Annotated in this window: 24 protein-coding genes; 5 read left to right on the top strand and 19 right to left on the bottom strand. The window is 56.8% G+C overall.

Annotation, left to right across the window (positions count from 1 at the left end):
- Nucleotides 1-192: 192 nt before the first annotated feature.
- From glmU to mnmG, 14 genes are all read right to left on the bottom strand, one after another.
- Nucleotides 193-1560, bottom strand: coding sequence for a bifunctional UDP-N-acetylglucosamine diphosphorylase/glucosamine-1-phosphate N-acetyltransferase GlmU (gene glmU, locus ACM6IV_RS13235; RefSeq protein WP_414870330.1), 1368 nt, complete (start codon nt 1558-1560; stop codon nt 193-195).
- A 118-nt stretch (nt 1561-1678) separates the two neighbouring features.
- Nucleotides 1679-2104, bottom strand: a complete 426-nt coding sequence (locus tag ACM6IV_RS13230) for a F0F1 ATP synthase subunit epsilon (protein ID WP_007954164.1) — start codon at nt 2102-2104, stop codon at nt 1679-1681.
- A gap of 44 nt (nt 2105-2148) precedes the next feature.
- Nucleotides 2149-3528, bottom strand: coding sequence for a F0F1 ATP synthase subunit beta (gene atpD, locus ACM6IV_RS13225; protein ID WP_016772406.1), 1380 nt, complete (start codon nt 3526-3528; stop codon nt 2149-2151).
- A 27-nt stretch (nt 3529-3555) separates the two neighbouring features.
- Complete coding sequence (atpG, locus tag ACM6IV_RS13220; RefSeq protein WP_008084419.1) at nt 3556-4416, bottom strand: F0F1 ATP synthase subunit gamma; 861 nt, start codon at nt 4414-4416, stop codon at nt 3556-3558.
- 50 nt (nt 4417-4466) lie between these two features.
- Complete coding sequence (gene atpA / locus ACM6IV_RS13215) at nt 4467-6011, bottom strand: F0F1 ATP synthase subunit alpha (protein WP_007911958.1); 1545 nt, start codon at nt 6009-6011, stop codon at nt 4467-4469.
- Between the two features lie 21 nt (nt 6012-6032).
- A complete protein-coding gene (locus ACM6IV_RS13210) occupies nt 6033-6569 on the bottom strand; it encodes a F0F1 ATP synthase subunit delta (protein ID WP_007911956.1) in 537 nt (178 codons plus the stop codon).
- Nucleotides 6570-6581: 12 nt separating this feature from the next.
- The gene (locus tag ACM6IV_RS13205) at nt 6582-7052 is read right to left on the bottom strand and encodes a F0F1 ATP synthase subunit B (protein WP_003229781.1); all 471 of its coding nucleotides are present in this window, start codon (nt 7050-7052) and stop codon (nt 6582-6584) included.
- A 59-nt stretch (nt 7053-7111) separates the two neighbouring features.
- A complete protein-coding gene (gene atpE / locus ACM6IV_RS13200) occupies nt 7112-7369 on the bottom strand; it encodes a F0F1 ATP synthase subunit C (RefSeq protein WP_003097235.1) in 258 nt (85 codons plus the stop codon).
- Between the two features lie 133 nt (nt 7370-7502).
- Nucleotides 7503-8372 (bottom strand): F0F1 ATP synthase subunit A, encoded by an 870-nt coding sequence (atpB, locus tag ACM6IV_RS13195; RefSeq protein WP_042607991.1) that lies wholly within the window; start codon nt 8370-8372, stop codon nt 7503-7505.
- A 16-nt stretch (nt 8373-8388) separates the two neighbouring features.
- The gene (locus ACM6IV_RS13190) at nt 8389-8796 is read right to left on the bottom strand and encodes a F0F1 ATP synthase subunit I (RefSeq protein ID WP_414870329.1); all 408 of its coding nucleotides are present in this window, start codon (nt 8794-8796) and stop codon (nt 8389-8391) included.
- A gap of 148 nt (nt 8797-8944) precedes the next feature.
- Entirely contained in the window at nt 8945-9817 is an 873-nt protein-coding gene (locus ACM6IV_RS13185) for a ParB/RepB/Spo0J family partition protein (RefSeq protein WP_250605570.1), read from the bottom strand.
- A 9-nt stretch (nt 9818-9826) separates the two neighbouring features.
- Entirely contained in the window at nt 9827-10624 is a 798-nt protein-coding gene (locus ACM6IV_RS13180) for a ParA family protein (RefSeq protein ID WP_008084406.1), read from the bottom strand.
- Nucleotides 10625-10642: 18 nt separating this feature from the next.
- Nucleotides 10643-11287 carry a 16S rRNA (guanine(527)-N(7))-methyltransferase RsmG gene (gene rsmG / locus ACM6IV_RS13175; protein WP_122604676.1) on the bottom strand — a complete coding sequence of 215 codons (645 nt, stop codon included), beginning with the start codon at nt 11285-11287 and terminating at the stop codon, nt 10643-10645.
- On the bottom strand, nt 11284-13182 hold the full coding sequence (gene mnmG / locus ACM6IV_RS13170) for a tRNA uridine-5-carboxymethylaminomethyl(34) synthesis enzyme MnmG (protein ID WP_414870328.1): 1899 nt from the start codon (nt 13180-13182) through the stop codon (nt 11284-11286). Before mnmG ends, rsmG begins: the two co-directional genes overlap by 4 nt.
- A 570-nt stretch (nt 13183-13752) precedes the next feature.
- Here mnmG and ACM6IV_RS13165 point away from each other — a divergent pair.
- The 3 genes from ACM6IV_RS13165 to ACM6IV_RS13155 all read left to right on the top strand — a co-directional run bounded on the left by ACM6IV_RS13165 (nt 13753) and on the right by ACM6IV_RS13155 (nt 17761).
- Nucleotides 13753-14259, top strand: a complete 507-nt coding sequence (locus ACM6IV_RS13165) for a sigma-70 family RNA polymerase sigma factor (RefSeq protein WP_414870327.1) — start codon at nt 13753-13755, stop codon at nt 14257-14259.
- Entirely contained in the window at nt 14259-15206 is a 948-nt protein-coding gene (locus tag ACM6IV_RS13160) for a FecR domain-containing protein (RefSeq protein ID WP_414870326.1), read from the top strand. Before ACM6IV_RS13165 ends, ACM6IV_RS13160 begins: the two co-directional genes overlap by 1 nt.
- A 119-nt stretch (nt 15207-15325) precedes the next feature.
- Nucleotides 15326-17761 (top strand): TonB-dependent siderophore receptor, encoded by a 2436-nt coding sequence (locus ACM6IV_RS13155; RefSeq protein ID WP_414870325.1) that lies wholly within the window; start codon nt 15326-15328, stop codon nt 17759-17761.
- A 43-nt stretch (nt 17762-17804) separates the two neighbouring features.
- Here ACM6IV_RS13155 and mnmE read toward each other — a convergent pair whose 3' ends face one another.
- The 5 genes from mnmE to rpmH all read right to left on the bottom strand — a co-directional run bounded on the left by mnmE (nt 17805) and on the right by rpmH (nt 21732).
- A complete protein-coding gene (gene mnmE, locus ACM6IV_RS13150; protein WP_110718206.1) occupies nt 17805-19175 on the bottom strand; it encodes a tRNA uridine-5-carboxymethylaminomethyl(34) synthesis GTPase MnmE in 1371 nt (456 codons plus the stop codon).
- Nucleotides 19176-19256: 81 nt separating this feature from the next.
- Nucleotides 19257-20939, bottom strand: coding sequence for a membrane protein insertase YidC (gene yidC / locus ACM6IV_RS13145; RefSeq protein ID WP_414870324.1), 1683 nt, complete (start codon nt 20937-20939; stop codon nt 19257-19259).
- Between the two features lie 2 nt (nt 20940-20941).
- The gene (gene yidD / locus ACM6IV_RS13140; RefSeq protein ID WP_010465488.1) at nt 20942-21187 is read right to left on the bottom strand and encodes a membrane protein insertion efficiency factor YidD; all 246 of its coding nucleotides are present in this window, start codon (nt 21185-21187) and stop codon (nt 20942-20944) included.
- Nucleotides 21180-21581, bottom strand: coding sequence for a ribonuclease P protein component (gene rnpA / locus ACM6IV_RS13135; protein WP_016984072.1), 402 nt, complete (start codon nt 21579-21581; stop codon nt 21180-21182). Before rnpA ends, yidD begins: the two co-directional genes overlap by 8 nt.
- A gap of 16 nt (nt 21582-21597) precedes the next feature.
- On the bottom strand, nt 21598-21732 hold the full coding sequence (rpmH, locus tag ACM6IV_RS13130; protein ID WP_003213577.1) for a 50S ribosomal protein L34: 135 nt from the start codon (nt 21730-21732) through the stop codon (nt 21598-21600).
- Nucleotides 21733-22298: 566 nt separating this feature from the next.
- Between rpmH and dnaA the strand changes: the two genes are divergently transcribed.
- Nucleotides 22299-23825, top strand: a complete 1527-nt coding sequence (gene dnaA / locus ACM6IV_RS13125; RefSeq protein ID WP_414870323.1) for a chromosomal replication initiator protein DnaA — start codon at nt 22299-22301, stop codon at nt 23823-23825.
- Between the two features lie 39 nt (nt 23826-23864).
- Nucleotides 23865-24968, top strand: coding sequence for a DNA polymerase III subunit beta (dnaN, locus tag ACM6IV_RS13120; protein ID WP_007911887.1), 1104 nt, complete (start codon nt 23865-23867; stop codon nt 24966-24968).
- Nucleotides 24969-24971: the final 3 nt, after the last annotated feature.

Here is a 24971-nt window from a genome sequence, read left to right as displayed (position 1 = left end):
TCAAAACCTATCAGCCATAAATCGTCAAGCGGCAGTCAGACTTTTTTGAACACGACACAAACAAAAATGTGGGAGCGAGCTTGCTCGCGAAGGCGTCGTGTCAGTCAACATCAATGCTGAATGATCTACCGCATTCGCGAGCAAGCTCGCTCCCACATTGAATTTACGTCGCTAAAAGGAACTGTGGATAAATCAGCTCTTCTTGATTTTCTCCGGCCGCTTCCAGCCATCGATATTCTTCTGCCGCGCTCGACCCACGGCCAACTGCGCGTTATCTACATTCTGGGTAATGGTCGAACCAGCCGCCGTGGTTGCACCGTCAGAGATATCCACAGGCGCTACCAGCGAATTATTGGAGCCGATAAACACGTCCGCACCCAACACGGTTTTCCACTTATTGGCGCCGTCGTAATTGCAGGTGATGGTGCCGGCGCCGATGTTGGTGCGCGCACCGATTTCGGCATCGCCCAGATAAGTCAGGTGACCGGCCTTGGCGCCTTCACCCATGTGGGCATTTTTCAGTTCAACAAAGTTACCCACATGCGCGCGCGCTTCGAGCACTGTGCCTGGGCGAAGACGCGCGAATGGGCCGGCGTCGCTACCCTCGCCCAGAACGGCACCTTCGATATGACTGTTGGCCTTGATCATCACGCCCTTGCGCAAGGTGCTGTCCTTGATCACACAGTTGGGACCGATCACCACGTCATCTTCGATGACCACCTTGCCTTCAAGGATTACGTTGATATCGATCAGCACGTCGCGGCCCACGGTCACTTCACCACGCACATCGAAACGCGCCGGATCACGCAGGGTGACGCCTTGCGCCATCAACTGACGGCCAGCGCGCAACTGGTAATGACGCTCCAGCTCCGACAATTGTTTGCGGTCGTTGGCGCCCTGCACTTCCATCGCGTCGTGCGGTTGTTCGGTGGCGACAACCAGACCATCACTGACTGCCATCTCGATCACGTCAGTCAGGTAGTACTCGCCCTGGGCATTGTTGTTCGACAGACGGCTCATCCAGTCGGCCAGACGATTGGCCGGCACCGCGAGAATGCCGGTGTTGCCTTCGGTGATCGCGCGTTGCGCTTCGCTGGCGTCTTTGTGCTCAACAATTGCGGCTACCTTGCCGTCGGCATCGCGCACGATGCGGCCGTAACCGGTCGGGTCATCCAGTTCAACGGTGAGCAACCCCATTTGCCCAGGTACCACATGCTTGAGCAAACGTTGCAGGGTTTCGACTTCGATCAGCGGCACGTCTCCGTAAAGGATCAGTACGGTGTCGGCGGTAATGAACGGCACCGCTTGAGCGGTGGCGTGGCCGGTGCCCAGTTGCTGGTCCTGCAGGACGAAATTCAGATCATCAGCGGCCAGACGCTCACGCACCACATCGGCACCGTGGCCGATCACCACATGAATGCGTTGTGGGTCGAGTTGCCGGGCGCTGTGGATTACATGGCCCAGCATGGAGTTGCCGGCAATCGGATGCAGCACTTTCGGCAGTGCCGAACGCATACGTGTGCCTTGGCCGGCCGCGAGGATAACAATTTCAAGAGACATGACTGGCTACCAATCCTGGGTGGTCAGCAACTGCGACCGGGTTTCGGGAATTCGGAAAAGAAAAAAGGGTAGCCGAGGCTACCCTTTTTTATCAATCGCACAACAAGCGGCTGACGGATTAACCGCCAAACTTCTTGCGGATCTGCTGGACGGTGCGCAGCTGTGCTGCAGCCTCGGCCAGACGTGCGGACGCAGCTCCGTAGTCGAAATCTGCGCTCTTCTCGTGCAGAGCAGCTTCGGCAGCCTTGAGAGCTGCCTGGGCCTGAGCTTCATCCAGGTCGGCGGCGCGTTGCACGGTATCGGCAAGCACCTTGACCATGTTCGGCTGAACCTCGAGGAAACCACCGGAGATGTAGAACACCTCGGCTTCCCCGCCTTGCTTGATCAGGCGGATCGGACCCGGCTTGAGATTAGTGATCAGCGGCGCGTGACCCAGAGCGATACCAAGATCACCCAGTGCACCGTGCGCAATCACCATCTCGACCAGGCCGGAAAAGATTTCCCCTTCCGCGCTGACGATATCGCAATGGACTGTCATAGCCATCTGATTGCCTCAACCTAATGAGCGCCCGTTGCCGGGCGCCGGGATTACAGTTTCTTGGCTTTCTCGATCGCTTCTTCGATGCCGCCAACCATGTAGAACGCTTGTTCTGGCAGGTGGTCGTAGTCACCGTTGAGGATGCCTTTGAAGCCAGCAATGGTGTCTTTCAGGGAAACGTATTTACCCGAAGCACCGGTGAAGACTTCAGCCACGAAGAACGGCTGCGACAAGAAGCGCTGGATCTTACGAGCACGGTTTACCAACTGCTTGTCGGCTTCCGACAGCTCGTCCATACCCAGGATCGCGATGATGTCCTTCAGCTCTTTGTAACGTTGCAGAACGTACTGAACGCCGCGAGCGGTGTCGTAGTGGTCCTGGCCGATTACGTTCGGGTCCAGCTGGCGCGAAGTCGAATCCAGTGGATCTACCGCTGGGTAGATACCCAGGGAAGCGATGTCACGGGACAGAACGACGGTGGCGTCCAGGTGGGCGAAGGTGGTCGCTGGCGACGGGTCGGTCAAGTCGTCCGCCGGTACGTATACCGCCTGGATCGAGGTGATCGAACCTTCCTTGGTCGAAGTGATACGTTCTTGCAGAACGCCCATCTCTTCAGCCAGGGTCGGCTGGTAACCTACTGCCGAAGGCATACGGCCCAGCAGTGCGGATACTTCGGTACCGGCCAGGGTGTAACGATAGATGTTGTCGACGAACAGCAGAACGTCGTTACCTTCGTCACGGAACTTCTCGGCCATGGTCAGGCCGGTCAGTGCTACGCGCAGACGGTTTCCCGGCGGCTCGTTCATCTGACCGTAAACCAGTGCCACTTTGTCCAGAACGTTGGAATCCTTCATCTCGTGGTAGAAGTCGTTACCCTCACGAGTACGCTCACCCACACCGGCGAACACGGAATAACCGCTGTGCTCGATGGCGATGTTACGGATCAGTTCCATCATGTTTACGGTTTTGCCTACACCGGCACCACCGAACAGACCGACTTTACCGCCTTTGGCGAACGGGCAAACCAGGTCGATAACCTTGATGCCGGTTTCCAGCAGGTCGTTGCCGCCTGCCTGTTCAGCGAACGAAGGCGCTGCGCGGTGAATGCCCCAGCGCTCTTCGGTGTCGATCGGGCCAGCTTCGTCGATCGGGTTACCGAGGACGTCCATGATCCGGCCCAGGGTCGCTTTACCGACCGGTACGGAGATGGCTGCGCCAGAGTCGGTAACTTCCAGACCGCGCTTCAAGCCCTCGGTGGAACCCATCGCAATGGTGCGAACCACGCCGTCGCCCAGCTGCTGCTGAACTTCCAGAGTGGTTGCGGCCGCGCTTTGTACAGTCAGCGCGTTGTAGATGCTCGGTACGCTGTCGCGTGGAAATTCCACGTCGATAACGGCGCCGATGATTTGAACGATACGTCCGCTACTCATAGCTGGATCCTCTGAATATTTGAACCGTTAAACCGCGGCAGCGCCGCCGACGATTTCCGAGATCTCTTGGGTGATCGCAGCCTGACGCGCCTTGTTGTAGATCAGCTGCAAATCGCTGATCAAATCACCGGCGTTGTCGGTAGCGTTCTTCATCGCGATCATCCGCGCAGCTTGTTCAGCCGCGTTGTTCTCGACCACCGCCTGGTAGACCTGCGACTCAACGTAGCGGACCATCAAGCCGTCAAGCAGCTCTTTGGCATCCGGTTCGTAGAGATAGTCCCAGTGGTGCTTGAGATCCTGATCCGGGGTGGCCACCAGTGGAATCAACTGCTCCACGGTAGGCTGTTGCGTCATGGTGTTGATGAACTTGTTGGACACCACGGACAGGCGGTCAATACGGCCGTCCAGGTAGGCATCCAGCATCACCTTGACGCTGCCGATCAGATCATTGATCGACGGCTCTTCACCCAGGTGGCTGATAGCTGCAACGACGTTACCGCCGAAGTTGCGGAAAAAGGCCGCACCCTTGCTACCAACAACACACAGATCAATCTCGACGCCGTTTTCGCGGTTTACCGCCATGTCCTTGACCAGGGCCTTGAACAGGTTGGTGTTCAAGCCGCCGCACAAACCACGGTCACTGCTCACAACGACATAACCGACACGCTTGATGGCGCGGTCGATCATGAACGGGTGGCGGTATTCCGGGTTGGCGTTGGCCAGATGCCCAATTACCTGGCGGATACGCTCCGCATAAGGACGGCTAGCAGCCATGCGCATTTGTGCCTTGCGCATTTTGCTGACCGCCACTTTTTCCATGGCGCTGGTAATCTTTTGCGTGCTTTTGATGCTCGCAATCTTACTGCGAATCTCTTTTGCGCCTGCCATGTAACACCTATCAGGTTAGCAAGCGGGAGCCTCGCGGCTCCCGCTGCGGCTTACCAGGTTTGGGTGGCCTTGAACTTCTCGATACCGGCTTTCATGCCAGCGTCGATTTCGTCATTGAAGTCACCTTTAACGTTGATCTTGGCCATCAAATCGGCGTGATCGCGGTTGAAGAAAGCAATCAGCGCTTGTTCGAAGCTGCCGATCTTGGCGATTTCAATGTCAGTCAGGAACCCACGCTCAGCGGCATACAGCGACAGCGCCATGTCAGCGATCGACATTGGTGCGTATTGCTTCTGCTTCATCAGCTCGGTAACGCGCTGACCATGCTCAAGTTGCTTACGGGTCGCTTCGTCCAGGTCAGACGCGAACTGGGCGAATGCCGCCAGTTCACGGTACTGAGCCAGAGCGGTACGGATACCACCGGACAGCTTCTTGATGATCTTGGTCTGAGCGGCACCACCCACACGGGATACCGAAACACCGGCGTTCACTGCAGGGCGGATGCCCGAGTTGAACATGGCCGATTCCAGGAAGATCTGACCGTCGGTGATGGAAATCACGTTGGTCGGAACGAACGCGGAAACGTCGCCAGCCTGGGTTTCGATGATCGGCAGTGCGGTCAGGGAACCGGTTTTGCCGGTCACTGCGCCGTTGGTGAACTTCTCTACGTATTCTTCCGAAACGCGGGATGCGCGCTCCAGCAGACGGGAGTGGAGATAGAACACGTCGCCTGGGTAAGCTTCACGGCCTGGTGGACGGCGCAGCAGCAGGGAAATCTGGCGGTAAGCCACTGCTTGCTTGGACAGATCGTCATAAACGATCAGCGCGTCTTCACCGCGGTCGCGGAAGAATTCACCCATGGTGCAACCGGAGTACGGTGCCAGGAATTGCAGCGCAGGAGATTCCGAAGCACTGGCAGCCACGATGATCGTGTTGGCCAGGGCGCCGTTTTCTTCCAGCTTGCGAACCACGTTGGCGATGGTCGATTGCTTCTGACCGATAGCTACGTAGACGCAGAAAATGCCGCTGTCTTTCTGGTTGATGATCGCGTCGATCGCCAGAGCGGTTTTACCGATCTGACGGTCGCCGATGATCAGCTCACGCTGGCCACGGCCGACAGGGATCATGGCATCGACAGCCTTGTAGCCAGTCTGTACAGGCTGGTCTACCGACTTACGCCAGATCACGCCCGGTGCAACTTTCTCGACCGCGTCGGTCAAGGTGTTGCCCAGTGGACCTTTGCCGTCAACAGGGTTACCCAGTGCGTCGACTACACGACCCAGCAGTTCCTTACCAACCGGAACTTCGAGGATGCGGCCGGTGCACTTGGCGCTCATGCCTTCAGCCAGAGACTGGTAAGCGCCCAGTACAACGGCACCTACGGAGTCTTGCTCCAGGTTGAGGGCCATACCGTAGACGCCGCCCGGAAACTCGATCATCTCGCCGTACATGACGTCGGCCAGACCGTGAATCCGCACGATGCCGTCAGATACGCTGACGACAGTGCCTTCGTTACGGGCTTGGGAGGTCACATCGAGCTTGTCGATGCGGCCCTTGATAATTTCACTTATTTCGGAAGGATTGAGTTGCTGCATTGCTCTGCTGCCCCTTCAAACTCAAGATTTCAATGCTTCGGCAAGTTTCGCGATTTTGCCGCGAATCGAGCCATCGATAACCAGGTCGCCGGCGCGGATAACGACACCACCTATAAGGGCAGCATCCTCCGCAACTTGCAGGCGCACTTCCCGGTTGAGTCGTGCACTGAGAACCTTGGCGAGTTTGTCTTGCTGTTCTTGGTTCAATGCAAAAGCACTGGTCACTTCAACGTCTACCGACTTCTCTTGTTCGGCCTTGTACAGGTCGAAAAGAGCGGCAATCTCCGGCAGAAGCGGGAGACGGTCGTTTTCGGCAACGACATTGATGAAGTTCTGTGCCTTGGCATCAAACTTGTCGCCGCACACGTCAATAAACGTGGCGGCCTTTTCTGCGCTCGTCAGTCGCGGGGCCTTGAGCACGCGCTGCATGGTGTCGTCTTGCGACACCGCTGCAGCCAGGCCGAGCATGGCTGACCAATTGGCCAGTTGCTGGTGGGCCTGAGCGTGCTCGAAGGCCGCCTTAGCGTAAGGTCGGGCCAACGTGGTCAGTTCTGCCATGATCGCCCTCGCTTAGATTTCAGCAGCCAGTTGGTTAACCAGCTCTGCGTGCGCGTTTTGATCGATTGTGGCACCCAGGATCTTCTCGGCGCCGCCGACAGCCAGCAAGCCCACTTGGGCGCGCAGCTTGTCTTTGACACTGTTCAGTTCCTGTTCGATCTCGGCTTGAGCCTGAACCTTCACACGGTCAGCGTCGACACGGGCCTTTTCAACGGCCTCTTCGACAATCTGGTTACCGCGTTTCTTGGCTTGCTCGATGATTTCAGCTGCCTGAGCTTTCGCTTCGCGCAGTTGCTGACCCGCTTTTTCTTGGGCCAACTCCAGGTCGCGAGCTGCACGGCTGGCAGCGTCCAGACCATCAGCGATCTTCTTTTGACGTTCGTGCAGAGCAGCGATGACCGGAGGCCATACATACTTCATGCAGAACAGTACAAAAATCAGGAACGCAACGGACTGGCCAATCAGGGTCGCATTAATGTTCACGCCAACACCTCGCAGTTACGTTGTCCATCACATCAAATTACTCGGAAGAATCCGGGTAATTAGCCAGCGATCTGACCAACGAACGGGTTCGCAAAGGTGAAGAACAGAGCGATACCAACACCGATCATGGTTACGGCGTCGAGCAGACCGGCAACGATGAACATTTTAACTTGCAGCATTGGAACCATTTCTGGCTGACGCGCTGCGCCTTCCAGGAACTTGCCGCCCAGCAGGCCGAAACCAATTGCGGTACCCAGTGCGCCCAGGCCGATCAACAGTGCAACAGCGATAGCGGTTAGACCAACTACAGTTTCCATCTTTCCTCCCGACTTTTACGTCGTATGGTTTAGGTTTTTTAGATTAAAGCGGTAAAACAAATCGTTTCAGGTGCCCGGTGAAGAGCCCCTTCCCGTTTGACCGGGAAGGACATCAGACTAGTCGAGACTGGCCTTAATGGTTTTCTTCGTGCGCCATCGACAGGTAGACGATGGTCAGCATCATGAAGATGAACGCCTGCAGGGTGATGATCAGGATGTGGAACACCGCCCACGCCCACTGCAGGACAACGCCCAGGCCACTCAGCCAGAGCAGGCCGCTGCCGAACATCACAGCGATCAGAATGAACACCAGCTCGCCGGCATACATGTTGCCGAACAGACGCAGAGCCAGAGAGATCGGCTTGGCGATCAGGGTCACGAATTCCAGCAGGAAGTTCACCGGGATCAGCAGAGCCTGAACGAAGATGTTCTTGCTGCCGAACGGGTGCAGGGTCAGTTCGCCGATGAAGCCGCCGATGCCCTTGACCTTGATGCTGTAGAAAATGATCAGTGCGAAAACCGAGAACGCCATGCCCAGGGTCGCGTTCGGGTCGGTGGTCGACACGGCGCGGAACGGGATGTGGTGATCGCCGGAAATCAGGATGGCCAACTGAGGAATCCAGTCGACCGGTACCAGGTCGACGGCGTTCATCAGGAACACCCAGACGAAGATGGTCAGTGCCAGCGGTGCGATCACCGGGCTGCGGCCATGGAAGCTGTCTTTCACGCTGCCATCGACGAATTCGACCAATACTTCAACGAAGTTCTGCAAAGCACCCGGCTGACCCGAAGTCGCTTTCTTTGCCGCCATGCGGAAAAGAAGTACGAAAATCAGACCCAACGCGACCGACCAGCCGAGAGTATCGACGTGGAAAGCCCAGAAGCCCATTTCTTTGGCTTCTGCTGCGGTATGGGCAAAGCCCCAGCCGCCGTTAGGTAGCTGACCGAAGGTCAGGTTCTGCAAGTGGTGCTGGATATAGCCCGAAGCGGTTGTTTCTGCCATGGTTGCCTCAAACGCCCTAAGGTCTCGAAAGTCTTGTTCTCATCAGCAGGGGAGCGAACCAGTTGACCGACTGAGTCAGCACGAACACGCCGAATACTGCTATCGGCGCCAATGGCTTCACACCTGCAAACACCAGTGCAAAGAGCACTGCCGTCAAAATCAGTTTGCCTGCCTCGCCGGCATAAAAAGACCGGACGATGGACTGGGCTGCTCGGGCGCCGGAAAACCGAAATGCCTTGTGAGCGAAATAAACATTGGGCAGCAAGGCTATCAGGCCTCCGCAAAGTCCCGAGTATCCGGCAACGACTCCATGCCATTGCCAGAGCGCCAAAGCGGCAATGAGCAAAATGACAAATTGAGCCATCAACACCGGAAAAACCGCCAGGCGATGGAACGGCAGGCGGTTTGGCTTGCGGGTTTCCATCACGTTTGCTCTCCAATGGTCGGCTGCCAGAATTCAATAACTTGGCATAATTTGTGCCGACAAAATGCGCGCAGAGTATAGGGGCGGTTCTGCCCCTATTCAACTGTCAGGTAGTGATTTCCGACTGCGCGCTACATGAGGAAATGTTTCAGCGGATGTGTGCGAGCACACCTTGAAGCTCATCGAGTGAGTTGTAACCAATCACCAACTGACCCTTTCCCTTCTTCCCGTGGCGAATCTGCACCGCAGAGCCTAGGCGCTCGGCCAGACGCTGTTCGAGACGGGCGATATCGGGGTCAGGTTTGGCCGCTTCCACAGGCTCCGGTTTACCACTCAACCACTGGCGAACCAGTGCCTCAGTTTGGCGCACGGTCAGCCCGCGTGCGACAACATGTCGCGCCCCCTCAACCTGCTGATTGTCCGGCAGACCGAGCAATGCACGGGCATGACCCATTTCCAGGTCGCCGTGGGACAGCATGGTCTTGATGACTTCCGGCAGTGCAATAAGCCGCAACAGGTTAGCCACAGTGACGCGGGACTTACCCACAGCCTCGGCGACCTGTTGCTGAGTCAGCTGGAATTCCTGCTGCAAACGTTGCAGGGCCACCGCTTCTTCGATCGGATTAAGATCTTCGCGCTGGATGTTTTCGATCAGCGCAATAGCGATCGCGGTTTCATCCGGCACATCGCGCACCATCGCCGGAATGGTTTCCTGCCCGGCTTGCTGGCTTGCGCGCCAGCGGCGTTCACCGGCGATGATCTCGAAACGGCCGCCGCCAATCGGGCGCACCACGATCGGCTGCATCACACCTTGAGCCTTGATCGACGCTGCCAGTTCTTCCAGCGCCTGCGGATCCATGTCCCGGCGCGGCTGGTATTTGCCGCGCTGCAGCAGGTCCAGCGGCAGGTGTTGCAGCTCGCGGGTGTCAGCTTGCGCCGCTTGTTCTTCCAGCGCGCTGACCGTCGGACCACTCAGCAGTGCATCCAGTCCACGTCCGAGACCTCGTTTCTTGACGGCCATGGGGATTCCTTAAGTTGCCTGAGCGGCGGCGATACGTGAATTTTTGCGCTGACGGCGAACCATCTCGCCCGCCAGGGCCAGATAGGCCAGGGCGCCACGCGATTGCTTGTCATAGGCCAGCGCCGGCATGCCGTAGCTTGGCGCTTCGGCCAGACGGATGTTGCGCGGGATCACCGTGTCGTAGAGCTGATCGCCGAAGTGTTCCTTGAGCTGCGCCGACACGTCGTTCATCAGACTCAGGCGCGGGTCGTACATGGTTCGCAGCAGGCCTTCGACTTTCAGGTTCGGATTGAGCAATTCAGCGATGCGCTTGATGTTATCCACAAGGTCGCTCAAGCCTTCGAGGGCAAAGTATTCACACTGCATAGGGATAATCACCCCGTCAGCGGCGACCAGTGCGTTCAGCGTGAGCATCGACAGCGACGGCGGGCAGTCGATCAAAATGTAATCGTAATTTTCGCGGATCGGCGCCAGCGCGCTGCGCAAACGGCTTTCCTTCATCTGCATTTCCAGCAGCACCACTTCCGCAGCGGTCAGGTCACGGTTGGCCGGCAGCAGTTGATAACCGCCGTGCTCGGAATAGTGCATGGCCTGGGCCAGATCGCATTCGCCGATCAGCAGGTCGTAAACCGAGTTTTCCAGGCCGTGTTTATCCACACCGCTACCCATGGTGGCGTTGCCTTGTGGATCGAGATCGATCAACAGCACCCGGCGCTTGGTTGCGACCAGCGATGCTGCGAGGTTGATGCAGGTGGTGGTCTTGCCCACACCACCCTTCTGGTTCGCTATCGCGAATACCTTAGCCATTCTTGCTTGTGTTCCCAATCATGCCGTGCGGCGCAGTATCAGCAGATGGCGTTGGCCTTGGCAACCGGGTACGGCCAGGGCATGTTCGCTATCGAGTTTGAAGTCTGCCGGCAATGCTACCAGCTCATCGGCCGGATGAACGCCCTTCATTGCCAGCCAGCGTGTATCGGCATCACCGAGGTGGCGAGTCCAGTTGGTGAAGTTTTCCATGCTGCTGAACGCCCGGGAAATGATCCCGTTGAACGGCTGCGCAGGCTGGAAGGCTTCGACACGACTGTGGATAACTTGCAGGTTATCCAGTTTGAGTTCGAGTTTGACCTGGGTCAGGAAACGAGTTTTCTTGCCGTTGCTGTCCAGGCAGGTCACTTGCGAGTCCGGATACAGGATCGCCAACGGAATCCCCGGCATACCGCCGCCGCTGCCAACATCGAGCCAGCGACCGTTTTCGATGAACGACATCACGCTCAGGCTATCGAGCAAGTGCCGCGACACCATTTCGTCCGGATCGCGTACAGCGGTCAGGTTGTAGGCCTGGTTCCATTTGATCAACAAGGCCAGATAACCCAGCAGCAATTCGTGCTGGGTTTCAGTGAGATTGACACCGAGCGCGCGGGCTCCTGTGGATAACTCTTCGGCGTGTTGCGAAGTGACCTTAGAACTCAAGCGCTTTGCTCCAACTGACGGCCCGCGCCGCGTTTTTTCAAATGAATCATCAACAGCGAAATCGCTGCCGGAGTAACGCCCGGGATCCGCGAGGCCTGGCCCAGCGTCTCTGGACGAGTCGCGCCGAGCTTGCTCTGGATCTCCTTGGAGAGACCGGAAATGTTGGTGTAATCGATATCCACAGGCAATTGCGTGTCTTCACTGGCGCGCAAACGGGCGATTTCGTCCTGTTGACGGTCGATGTAACCAGCGTACTTGGTCTTGATTTCAACCTGTTCGGCGACCTGTGGATCTTCGGCGCCGTTGCCAGTCACTTCGACCAGACCAGCGTAGTCGATTTCCGGACGACTCAAGAGATTGAGCAAGTTGTATTCGTGGGTCAGCGGCGTGCCGAATTTCTCGGCAATCGCATCACCTTGCGGCGTATTCGGGCGAACCCAAGTGCTTTTCAGGCGCTGTTCTTCCAGCTCGATGCTTTCGCGCTTCTTGCAGAAGGCCGCCCAACGCGCGTCATCGACCAGGCCGAGCTCGCGACCTTTTTCGGTCAGACGCAGGTCGGCGTTGTCCTCACGGAGGATCAGCCGGTACTCGGCACGGGAAGTGAACATGCGGTACGGCTCTTGGGTGCCGAGAGTGATCAGGTCGTCGACCAACACGCCGATGTACGCCTCATCGCGACGCGGGCACCAGGCTTCTTTGCCCTTGGCGCGCAGTGCAGCGTTGGCGCCAGCGAGCAATCCCTGAGCGCCAGCTTCTTCATAACCGGTGGTGCCGTTGATTTGCCCGGCGAAGAACAGACCGCCGATGACTTTGGTTTCCAGGCTGTACTTCAGATCCCGCGGATCGAAATAGTCGTACTCGATCGCGTAACCCGGACGCACGATGTGCGCGTTTTCCATGCCGCGGATCGATTGCACGATCTGCAATTGCACATCGAACGGCAAGCTTGTGGATATCCCGTTCGGATACAGCTCATGGGTGGTCAAACCTTCCGGTTCGATAAACACCTGATGGCTTTCCTTGTCGGCAAAGCGGTGAATCTTGTCTTCGATCGACGGGCAATAGCGCGGGCCGATACCTTCGATCTCACCGGCAGCGGAATACATCGGCGAACGATCGAGGTTAGCCGCAATGATTTCGTGAGTGCGGGCGTTTGTGTGAGTAATCCAGCAGCTGACCTGGCGTGGATGCTGTTCCTTGTTGCCCATGAACGACATCACCGGGATCGGCGTATCGCCGGGTTGCTCGGTCATAACCGAGAAATCCACAGACTTGCCGTCGATACGCGGCGGCGTACCGGTTTTCAGGCGACCGACACGCAATGGCAGTTCACGCAGACGGTGAGCCAGGGCGATCGAGGGCGGATCACCGGCGCGACCGCCGGAAAAATTCTGCAAACCGATGTGGATAAGTCCGCCAAGGAACGTGCCGGTGGTCAACACCACTGAATCGGCGAAGAAGCGCAGACCCATTTGCGTGACAACACCGCGGACCTGTTCCTGCTCGACGATCAGGTCATCAGCCGCTTGTTGAAATATCCACAGGTTCGGCTGGTTTTCCAGAATTTCGCGGACAGCTGCCTTGTACAGAATCCGGTCGGCTTGCGCACGGGTTGCACGCACGGCCGGGCCTTTACGGCTGTTCAACACGCGAAACTGGATGCCGCCCAAATCGGTGGCCGTGGCCATCGCGCCGCCGAGGGCATCGATTTCCTTGACCAGATGGCTCTTGCCGATGCCACCGATGGCCGGGTTGCAACTCATGGCACCGAGGGTTTCCACGTTATGCGTCAGCAACAGGGTTTTTGCCCCCATACGTGCTGAGGCCAGTGCTGCCTCGGTACCGGCATGACCGCCGCCGATGACGATCACTTCAAAACGGGAAGGGAAATCCACCACGCACCTCGTGCCTGCTTAAGTAGGTCAATCAGGAATAGTTTGAGATCAGGTTTCTGGACCTGGTCGACAAGTATAGGGACTTCGCCCTTCCTAAAGAACCCTTTGCACAAAATTTAACCAGCTGTGGAGAACTCAAGGTTAAAAGAATAAAAAAGAGAGAAATTTATAAAACCTTTGTTTTTATGTTTATTCTTACTGAACCACCTTTCTGTGGATAGATCGCTACAGGCCTTTATATTCAATATGTACAGAGTTTTAAAACCCTGTGCCCATGTGCCAATGAGGCCCTTGGATAACCGGTGTAAGCCTGTGGATGAAAGGGGTGGTTATCCACAGAGGGAGTTATATCCAGTTTTGAGGCCCTGTTATCAACCGACCTCAGTGGCAGTTATTCACAGGGCTTAATCCACAGAAAATCGACCAAATGGCTTTTTCAGAGCGCAAAAAAAAGCGCCACCGAAAGATCGGTGACGAACTGGAACCAAATGAGGGAAGTGAAAGGGCTATTGTGAGAGGACGTAACAGAGGCTAATAATAGCCATTATCATTAACTCGTCAGTTTCTCTTATGTCCCTACCCGCCCATCACGCTGCGATCGAGCACATCTACGAGCAACACCATTCGTGGCTATATGGATGGCTCAAGGGCAAATTGCATGACGCCTGCGATGCTGCCGATGTCGCGCATGACACCTTCGTGCGAATTCTCGCTGCACGTAATGCCGCGCAGATTCGCGAACCGCGGGATTATCTGGCGACCATTGCACGCGGCCTGGTCATTGATCGATATCGAAGACAGGCCATTGAAGTCGCCTACTTACAGACCTTGGCTGCTCGACCAGAGGCCACCGCCATCAGCGAAGAAGACAAGGCGCTGATCATCGAAACTCTGGTCGCTGTGGATAAAGCCTTGGCCGGCCTGGGCGCGCGAACCCGGCAGATCTTCATGCTTTCGCAGATCGACGGCCTGACTTATCAACAGATCGCTGTGCAGTTGAAGGTTTCCCTGACCACAGTAAAGAAGCACATGATCCGCGCCCTGACAGAATGTAGCTTGATCATGGCGCAGCGCTGATGGCTATCGCCCCCAACCGCAAAGTGTTCGAAGCCGCTGCCGGCTGGTACGTGCAGTTTCAGGCCGATCCGCCGACGCTCGCCGAACAGAAGGCCTGGCAGCTGTGGATAGATAGCGATCCAGCGCACTTGGCGGCGTGGAACCAGATGGAACAATTGCAGCGACATCTCGGTACTTTGCCGAAGGACTTGAAACGTCGCGCGCTGAATACCGGCCAGCAACGACGTCAGGTGTTGAAGCTGTTGCTGCTCGCGACCGGCACAGGGTTCTTGGGCTGGAGTGCTCAGCAACATACATCCATTGGCAATGTCTGGGCCGACTACAAAACCGGTGTTGGTCAGCGTCGTAGCATTTCGCTGGCGGATGGCACCCAGATCCAGCTCAACACCGATACCGCCATTGATGTGTCCTTCGATGCGGTGCAACGCCTGATTCGCCTGCGCTCGGGTGAGATCCTCATTCAAACCGGCAAGCTTGGCGATCAGCGGCCATTTTTTGTCGAAAACCGCGATGGCCGCATTCAAGCGTTGGGCACGCGTTTTTCTGTGCATCAGTTGTCGGGCTCAACGCGGGTCGGCGTGCTGGAAGATCGGGTCAGTGTGCAACCCGCTGATCCATCAACGGCCGCGATGGTCTTGAAAGCAGGTGAAGGCGCTGACTTTGATAGTCGGCATATCGGACGTCTTCTTCCCTTTGAATCCCCGGCAGTGGCGTGGACCAACGGCCAGTTGATTGTCCTCGATGCACGGTTGGGAGAGGTAATCGAAGAGCTAGGGCGTTATCGCAGCGGGGTTTTGCATTGCGATAGTCGGGCGCGCGATCTGCGGGTTTCCGGTACTTTCCGGCTTGATTCCACCGATGCGGTACTGGCCAATCTCCAGGCATCGTTGCCGATCAACGTGCGTTATTTCACTCGTTACTGGGTCTCGATCAGCCACACCACGTGATCGGAAAACACCTGGGGAAAAATAAATCGTAAACGGGGTTATCTTTTTTCGCCCTGACCCGGCCCTACAGGTAATCGCGATAAACGCGGCTCTTCGCCACCTTCAGGGCTTATCCACACATGCGTCTTCCCACGTTCCGTCAGCGTTTTTCCCACCACTGCATTACGTACGGCCTACTGATGACCAGCGCAGCGTCCTGTGTGGTCATGACCCATAGCGCGTTCGCTGCGACGGCCACCCAGCCTTATGTCATCGCCGCCGGACCGCTGGACAATGCTTTGAGCCAGTTCGCCTCCGCCGCAAACGTGATTCTGTCGTTCTCGCCGCAACAGACCAGCCGCTTGCGCAGCGCGGGGTTGAACGGCAACTTCACCGTTGAACAGGGATTTGCTCAACTGCTGCAAGGCTCGGGCTTGCAAGCCGTACCGCAGGCACCGGGCAGCTACATTCTGCAGGCGCTGCCCAATGGTGATTCACTGGAACTGGCACCGACCAACATCAATGCTCAGCTAGCCAACCCTATGACGCTGGATTACGCCGCCGACGTTGGCTACAAGGCGCAGAACAGTCGGATCGGTACGAAAACCAGCACACCGCTGTCGGAAACGCCCCGTTCGGTGTCAGTCGTAACCGCGCAACGCATGAAGGATCAGAAATCTCAGACGCTCACCGAGGTGCTTGGCTACGTGCCGGGAATCTTTGCCCCTCCGTTTGCCGCCGGCGACAGTCTGGCCGGCGATCTGTTTTTCATACGGGGTTTCAACGCCACCGATTACGGCTACGGCCTGCTGCGCGATGGCCTGCGTGTGCAAGGCAACCGGTATGACACCAGCACCGAGCCTTACGGACTTGAGCGGGTGGAAATTTTCCGTGGCCCGTCCTCATTGCTCTATGGGGAAAACGCCCCCGGCGGCCTGGTCAATCTGGTCAGCAAACGGCCAACCGCTGCACCGCAAGGCGAAGTGCAACTGGGTTACGGCTCAAACAATCGCCGGCAGATCGGCGTCGATGTCTCCGGGCCACTCAACGACAGCGGCAATATGCTCGGGCGCGTGGTGATGCTCGGGCGCAAATCCGACACGCAGACCGATCACGTGCCGGATGACCGTCTCTACATCGCGCCTTCGCTGACCCTGAATTTCGACGATTTCAACACCTTGACCCTGCTGGCTAACTACCAGAAGGATCACACCAACATGGAACTTGGCCTGCCGGCCGCCGGGACATTGCTGACCAACCCAAATGGCAAGTTATCCAAAGGCACCATGCTCGGCGACCCGGACTGGAACACCTTCGAACGGGAAACCTGGAGTACCGGTTACGAGTTCAGCCACGCGTTCAACGGCGACTGGCAGTTCCGGCAGAACTCGCGCTATATGCAGTCGCGCATTACCCGCCATGAAACCTGGCCAGGCAACCTCAACAACGCCGGGTTCGGCACGCGCCTGAACATGACTGCGTACGATCGCTTCAATAAATCAATGGTGTACTCCCTGGATAACCAACTGGAAGGCAAATTCCAGGTCGGCGAACTGGAAAACACCGTGCTGTTCGGCGCCAGCTATGACCGCACATCGTTCAATCAGGACTGGAATGCCGGCATCGTCGGACCGATCGATATCTACAACCCGGTTTACCTGCGCGACCCGACCACACCGATCGCAGTGCAAAACACCTTGCTCGAACAACAGATGAAAGGCGTTTATGCACAGATCCAGAGCAAGTACGACCATTGGCTGTTCCTGCTCGGCGGTCGTCAGGACTGGGTCGACAGTGATTTCCGCGACAAGGTGGCCAAGGGCAGCAACATCAGCTCCGAGGACAAGAAATTCACTTATCAAGGCGGGGTGATGTACCAGTTCGACAACGGCATGACGCCGTATGTCAGCTATTCCACTTCATTCGTGCCGGTGCAGCAGATTTCCAATGCCGGCGCACCGCTCGATCCGATCACCAGCAGCCAATACGAAGTGGGTCTGAAGTACGAGCCGATCGGTTGGGATACTGCGTTCACCGCGTCGGTGTATGACCTGCGCAAAAAGGACGACACCTACTTCGACTCGACGACAGCGACCTATCGTCAGGTCGGCGAAAGCCGTTCCAAGGGAGTGGAACTGGAACTGAACAGCAACCTGACCCAAAACCTCAACGTGACGGCGGCCTACACTTACACCGACGCACGGATCACCAAGGACGCCGCGACCTCGCTGGTCAAAGGCCATCAAATGACCGGCGTGCCGCGTAATCAGGCTTCGGTCTGGGCCAAGTACCGATTCTTCGATGGCGATCTGAAGGGTTTGTACCTTGGTGGTGGTGTGCGTTACTTCGACAGTGCATTCGCCTACACCTCGCCGTCGCTGTACGGGAAGCTCGATGCCGGCGATGTCACCTTGGTGGATGCGGCGATCGGTTATCAGATCGACACGCACTGGAGCGTCGACCTGAATGCGAAGAACCTGTTTGACAAGGAATATGTGTCGGGATGCAACGATGCTGGCCGTTGTTATTGGGGCGAGGACCGCACCTTGCTCGGTACGGTGTCTTACAACTGGTAAACGAAAAAGGGGCTGTGGATAAATTGTCCACAGCCCCTTTTTGTCATTTGCCGATGCAGAAGCTGGAAAAGATTCTTCCCAACAGATCATCCGAGCTAAAGGCTCCGGTTATTTCCCCGAGGGAATGTTGGGCCTGACGCAAATCTTCGGCGAGCAGTTCACCAGCGCCAGCCAAAGTCAGCTGCGCACGGCCGTGTTCCAGCGCGGCGCTGGCGTGACGTAAAGCCTCCAAATGGCGGCGGCGTGCGCTGAAGCTGCTTTCCGAGGTTTGCTCGTAACCCATGCAGGCTTTCAGATGGTCACGCAGCAAGTCCAGCCCTTCACCGGCCGACTTGGCACTCAGACTGATCGTCACATGCCCGTCTTCACTGGTTTCGAGGGCAATTGCTTCGCCGGTCAGATCCGCTTTGTTGCGAATCAGCGTGACTTTCGCTGGATCCGGACGGGTTTCGAGGAATTCCGGCCACAACGCAAACGGATCCAGTGCTTCCGGAGCGGTTGCATCGACCACCAGCAACACCCGATCGGCTTCACCAATAGCCTTCAATGCCCGTTCAACACCGATCTTTTCCACATGATCATCGGTATCACGCAGACCTGCAGTATCGACAACGTGCAGTGGCATACCGTCGATGTGGATATGTTCGCGCAGGATATCCCGCGTGGTGCCGGCAATCTCCGTCACGATTGCAGCTTCGCGACCGGCCAAAGCATTCAACAGACTGGATTTGCCGGCATTCGGACGACCGGCAATCACCACGGTCATACCGTCACGTAACAAGGCGCCCTGCCCGGCTTCACGCAGTACTGTGGATAACTCGTTGCGCACCTTATCGAGCATGCTCAGTACGTGGCCATCGGCAAGGAAATCAATTTCTTCTTCCGGGAAGTCGATAGCAGCTTCGACATAGATGCGCAGACCGATCAGCTGTTCGGTCAAGTTATGCACACGTTGGGAAAATGCGCCCTGCAATGAACGCAGGGCATTACGCGCAGCCTGTGCAGAACTGGCTTCGATCAAATCGGCAATTGCCTCGGCCTGGGCCAGGTCGAGTTTGTCATTGAGGAAGGCGCGTTCGCTGAATTCGCCCGGACGGGCCAAGCGGCAACCCAACTCCAGGCAACGCTTGAGCAACATGTCCAGAACGATCGGGCCACCATGGCCCTGCAATTCCAGGACGTCTTCACCGGTAAACGAGTTCGGCCCCGGGAAATACAACGCCAGACCTTCATCAAGTACTTGTTGGTCGTCACTGAAAAACGGCCCGTAATGGGCATAACGCGGTTTCAGTTCGCGACCGCTGATGGCTTTCGCTGCAACGCTGGCCAGCGGCCCGGAAATACGAACGATGCCCACACCGCCGCGACCTTGAGCGGTGGCGACAGCGGCGATGGTTTCACGAGGTGTGCTCATAAACCGGAATCCAGACAAAAGTGGCAGATAGCAAAACGCCCCACTAGGGGGCGTTTTGAGTGGTGTTATCCACAGTGCAAGTTACGCCTCGGCTTTTTTCGTCGCCGCTTCGATCTTACGCGTGATGTACCACTGTTGTGCAATCGACAGGCAGTTGTTCACAACCCAGTACAGCACCAGACCAGCAGGGAACCACAGGAAGAAGAAGGTGAAGATGATTGGCATCATTTTCATGACCTTCGCCTGCATCGGATCCGGCGGAGTCGGGTTCAACTGCTGCTGGATGAACATGGTTGCGCCCATGATGATCGGCAGGATGAAGAATGGATCCTTGATCGACAGGTCAGTGATCCACAGCATGAACGGCGCCTGACGCATCTCCACGCTTTCCAGCAGAACCCAGTACAGCGAAAGGAAAACCGGCATCTGCACAAGGATCGGCAAGCAGCCGCCCAGCGGATTGATCTTCTCTTTCTTGTACAGCTCCATCATGGCTTGCGACATTTTCTGCCGGTCATCGCCATGTTGCTCTTTCAGAGCAGCCAGTTTCGGCGCAACGGCACGCATGCGCGCCATCGATTTGTAACTGGCAGCCGACAGGGGGAAGAACAGACCCTTGATCAGCATGGTCAGGAAGATGATCGACCAGCCCCAGTTACCGACAATGGCGTGGATGTGTTGCAGCAGCCAGAAGATTGGCTGGGCAATGAACCACAGAATGCCGTAGTCGACGGTCAGTTCCAGACCTGGGGACAACTCTTTCAATACAGCCTGGCTTTTCGGACCCGCGTACAGCACAGCGCTGGTTTCAACTTTGGCGCCCGGAGCAGCGGTCAGCGTAGGACCGGTGTAACCGATGATGTAGTTGCCTTTGCTGTCTTTACGGGTCTGGACGATGTTGTTTTCGCCCTTGCCCGGAATCCACGCAGTCACGAAGTAGTGTTGCAGCCAGGCTACCCAACCGCCAGTGACGGTTTCTTTCAGTTGCGCCTTGTCCATGTCCTTCATGGACACTTTCTTGTACGGCTCCGAACTTGTCCACAGGGCAGCGCCCAGGTAAGTCGCGGTGCCAGTAGCAGTAGTGGACGAAGGATCAGCGCTATTGTCGCGCTTCAACTGGGCGAACATCGCGCCATTCCAGGGCTGAGCGCTCTGGTTATCCACAATGTAGGAAACGGCGACGTCATACAGGCCACGCTTCAGAGTGAAACGCTTGATGTAATTGACGCCGTCCTTGCTGAACTTCAGGTCGACGACCAGTTGGTCCTGACCGTCAGCCAGTTGATAAATCTTCTTCTCGGCGGAGTAGACAGGGCGCCCAGCCGGATTTGCGTCCGGGCCGTTGGTGCCGATCAGACCACTTTGTGCCAGATAAACACGTTCACCGCCGTTATCGAACAGCTGGAACGGAACATCAGGACGATCCTGACGACGTGGATACAAAGGCAAGGTCAGTTGAGCAACATCACCACCTTGTGGATCGATCGCGAGATCAAGCACGTCGGTTTTGATCTGGATCAGATCCTTGCTGGCGGCTACCGGAGTTTCGGCAGGTGCGCTGGTATCGCTAGCGGCGCGCGGAATATCGTCACTGGCGGCAGCATTATTGCCAGTGGCGGTATCCGGCAAACCGGATGTAGTCGTACTGGAAGCAACATTCTGAGTCGGCAGGGCAGCCTGGCCATAGTCCTGGTTCCATTTAAGAACCATAACGTAGGACACGATTGCCAGGGCGACGATCAGGATCGTGCGTTTGATATCCATGATTACTCGGCCATCGAAGAAGAACGGGAGGTAGGGATAGGTGGAACCGGGTCATAACCACCGGGATTCCACGGATGACAGCGACCTAAACGACGAAAGGTCAGCCAGCCACCGCGCAGAAGGCCATGATTTTCGATGGCTTCATACGCGTAGCAGGAACAACTGGGGTAGAAACGACAGTGGCTGGCCATCAAAGGACTAATGGCATAGCGATAAAACTGGATCGGAACGAGTGCCAGTTTACGCATCGGTACTGTCTACCCCTACAGTTTCGGTTTTGACTTCTGGAACTGGCTTGCTGCGTGCCAGACGCTTCCAGAGCTTGCCGAAATGCTGAATCAATTCGGGGTTTTCTACATCGCCCAGACCTTTGCGCGCGACGATAACGATATCCCAGCCGACCAGTGAATCCTGGTGCAGACGGAATGATTCGCGCATCAAACGTTTGAGGCGATTGCGCTCAACGGAGAGCTTTACGCTCTTTTTCCCGATAACCAGCCCGAGACGGGGGTGATCAAGATCGTTGTTGCGTGCAAGGAGCAGGAGATTTTTCCCCGGAACCTTGCCGGTAGGGGAGTCAAAGACTGCCTTGAAATGCCGGGGGGTAAGCAGACGCTTTTCCCGACTGAAGTCCTGACTCACCTCCAGTACCGGATTATCAAACTGCCAGACGCGCACGACCTTTGGCGCGACGACGCGACAGGACTGCGCGGCCGTTCTTGGTAGCCATGCGAGCACGGAAACCGTGGGTACGAGCGCGTTTGATAGTGCTTGGTTGGAAAGTACGTTTCATGTCGTGTTACCTGGTTCGTCCACAACGGGCCGGAATGGCCCCCGTTTTAAGAGACCGGGGATTCTAGAGAAAGCACGCCTTCAGGTCAATTTCCAACCAGCGTTTCCTTATAAATAGATCTCGAGGCTCTCTCTGACTGAAAGCCTGTCTGCCAAACATAAAAATAAAGAAGGGAATTATTTAAAGCTTTTCTGTAAAGCTTGTAAAAGCTAGGCACGACTTCTTCTGTGGATAAGTGGCATGAGCCCTTATCGGTCTTGATGTACAGAGAATGACAACTACAGTGGAAAACCGTGTTCAGCCTGTGCTGCGCTGTCGGATAACCTGTGTGTGGAAAGGCCTGTTATCCACAGGCAGGTTATCCACTGAGTTCAACCCCCAGTTGTCCAGTGCCCTTAGAGACGGTTATCCACAGAGCTTATTCACGCACCGTTGGTCGCTTTTTCCTCGGTCAACCCATTGATAAATCATGATCGCCGCGCAACCTGCATGTGGATAAGTGGACGGCTCGCCGCTACAATGGCCGCTTGTTTTTGCCTCACCGGCTTTCAACTTAGGGGATATCCGTGTCAGTGGAACTTTGGCAGCAGTGCGTGGAGCTTTTGCGCGAGGAGCTGCCTGCCCAACAATTCAACACCTGGATCCGTCCACTACAGGTCGAAGCCGAAGGCGACGAGTTGCGCGTCTACGCACCGAACCGTTTTGTGCTGGACTGGGTCAACGAAAAGTACCTGGGCCGCGTCCTTGAACTGCTGGATGAGCATGGCAACGGCATGGCGCCGGCGCTCTCCTTATTAATAGGCAGCAAGCGCAGCTCGGCACCGCGTGCCGCGCCTAATGCACCGCTGGCCGCCGCGCAGGTTTCCCAGGCTCAGGCCAATGTCGCGCCTGTGAACACGCCGGCCCCCACGCAGACGCCTGCGCCCACGGCCAAGCGCTCGACGCAGAAAAGCCCGGAAGTCAGCGATGAACCGTCTCGCGACAGTTTCGATCCGATGTCCGGCGCCGCTTCGCAACAAGCCCCGGTTCGCGCCGAACAGCGCACCGTGCAGGTCGAAGGTGCACTCAAGCACACCAGTTACCTGAACCGCACGTTCACCTTTGAAAATTTCGTCGAAGGTAAATCCAACCAGCTCGCCCGCGCGGCGGCCTGGCAAGTGGCGGACAACCCCAAACACGGTTACAACCCATTGTTCCTTTATGGCGGCGTCGGTCTGGGTAAAACCCACTTGATGCACGCCGTGGGTAACCATCTATTAAAGAAGAACCCGAATGCCAAGGTTGTGTACCTGCATTCGGAGCGCTTCGTGGCCGACATGGTCAAGGCGCTGCAACTGAACGCGATCAACGAGTTCAAGCGTTTCTACCGTTCGGTGGATGCTTTGCTGATCGACGATATTCAGTTCTTTGCCCGCAAAGAGCGCTCGCAGGAAGAGTTTTTCCACACCTTCAACGCCCTGCTTGAAGGTGGCCAGCAGGTCATTCTCACCAGTGACCGCTATCCGAAAGAAATCGAAGGCCTTGAAGAGCGCCTTAAATCCCGCTTCGGCTGGGGCCTGACGGTGGCCGTCGAGCCGCCGGAACTGGAAACCCGCGTGGCGATCTTGATGAAGAAGGCTGATCAGGCCAAAGTCGAGTTGCCGCACGACGCCGCGTTCTTCATTGCCCAGCGCATTCGCTCCAACGTCCGTGAGCTGGAAGGTGCGCTGAAACGCGTGATCGCCCACTCGCACTTCATGGGCCGCGACATCACCATCGAGCTGATTCGCGAATCCCTGAAAGACCTGTTGGCGTTGCAGGACAAACTGGTCTCTGTGGATAACATTCAGCGTACCGTCGCCGAGTACTACAAGATCAAGATCTCTGACTTGCTGTCCAAGCGCCGTTCGCGCTCGGTGGCTCGTCCGCGTCAGGTCGCCATGGCTTTGTCCAAGGAGCTGACCAACCACAGCCTGCCGGAAATCGGCGATGTGTTTGGTGGCCGCGACCACACGACCGTTTTGCACGCCTGCCGCAAGATCAACGAACTTAAGGAATCCGACGCGGACATCCGCGAGGACTACAAGAACCTGCTGCGTACACTGACCACTTGATGAACACCAGCGCAGCTTATTAAGGCAAGGGACTAGACCATGCATTTCACCATTCAACGCGAAGCCCTGTTGAAACCCCTGCAACTGGTCGCAGGCGTCGTCGAGCGCCGACAGACCTTGCCGGTACTCTCCAACGTGCTGCTGGTTGTCGAAGGCCAGCAACTGTCGCTGACCGGTACCGACCTCGAAGTCGAGCTGGTCGGTCGTGTGCAACTTGAGGAGCCGGCTGAAACAGGTTCCATCACCGTGCCTGCGCGCAAGCTGATGGACATCTGCAAAAGTCTGCCCAACGATGCATTGATCGACATCAAGGTCGACGAGCAGAAGCTGGTCGTGAAGGCCGGCCGTAGCCGTTTCACTCTGTCGACGCTGCCAGCCAACGATTTTCCGACCGTTGAAGAAGGCCCGGGTTCTCTGACCTGCAGCCTGGAGCAAAGCAAACTGCGTCGTCTGATCGAACGCACCAGCTTCGCCATGGCTCAGCAGGACGTGCGTTATTACCTCAACGGCATGCTGCTGGAAGTGTCCGAAGGCATCATCCGCGCTGTGGCCACCGACGGTCACCGTCTGGCCATGTGCTCGATGAAAGCCGATATCGGCCAGCCGGATCGCCATCAGGTGATCGTGCCGCGCAAAGGTATTCTTGAACTGGCACGTCTGCTCACCGAGCCGGACGGCAACGTCAGCATCGTATTGGGTCAGCACCACATCCGTGCGACCACTGGCGAGTTTACCTTCACCTCGAAACTGGTCGACGGCAAATTCCCGGATTACGAGCGCGTACTGCCGAAGGGTGGCGACAAGCTGGTATTGGGCGATCGCCAGGCGCTGCGTGAAGCGTTCAGCCGTACTGCGATTCTGTCTAACGAGAAATACCGCGGCATCCGTCTGCAACTCGCCAGCGGTCAGTTGAAGATTCAGGCCAACAACCCGGAGCAGGAAGAAGCGGAAGAAGAAGTGGGCGTTGAATACAACGGCGGCTCTCTGGAAATCGGCTTTAACGTGAGCTACTTGCTCGACGTGCTGGGCGTGATGACCACCGAGCAGGTGCGTCTGATCCTGTCCGACTCCAACAGCAGTGCGCTGGTGCAAGAGTCCGACAATGACGATTCGGCTTACGTTGTCATGCCGATGCGTCTGTAATCA

This window comes from Pseudomonas sp. IT-347P (assembly GCF_949768005.1).
GTDB lineage: Bacteria > Pseudomonadota > Gammaproteobacteria > Pseudomonadales > Pseudomonadaceae > Aquipseudomonas.
The sequence above is the reverse complement of the archived record's forward strand: the minus strand, read 5'-3'. Positions and strand labels throughout refer to the sequence as shown.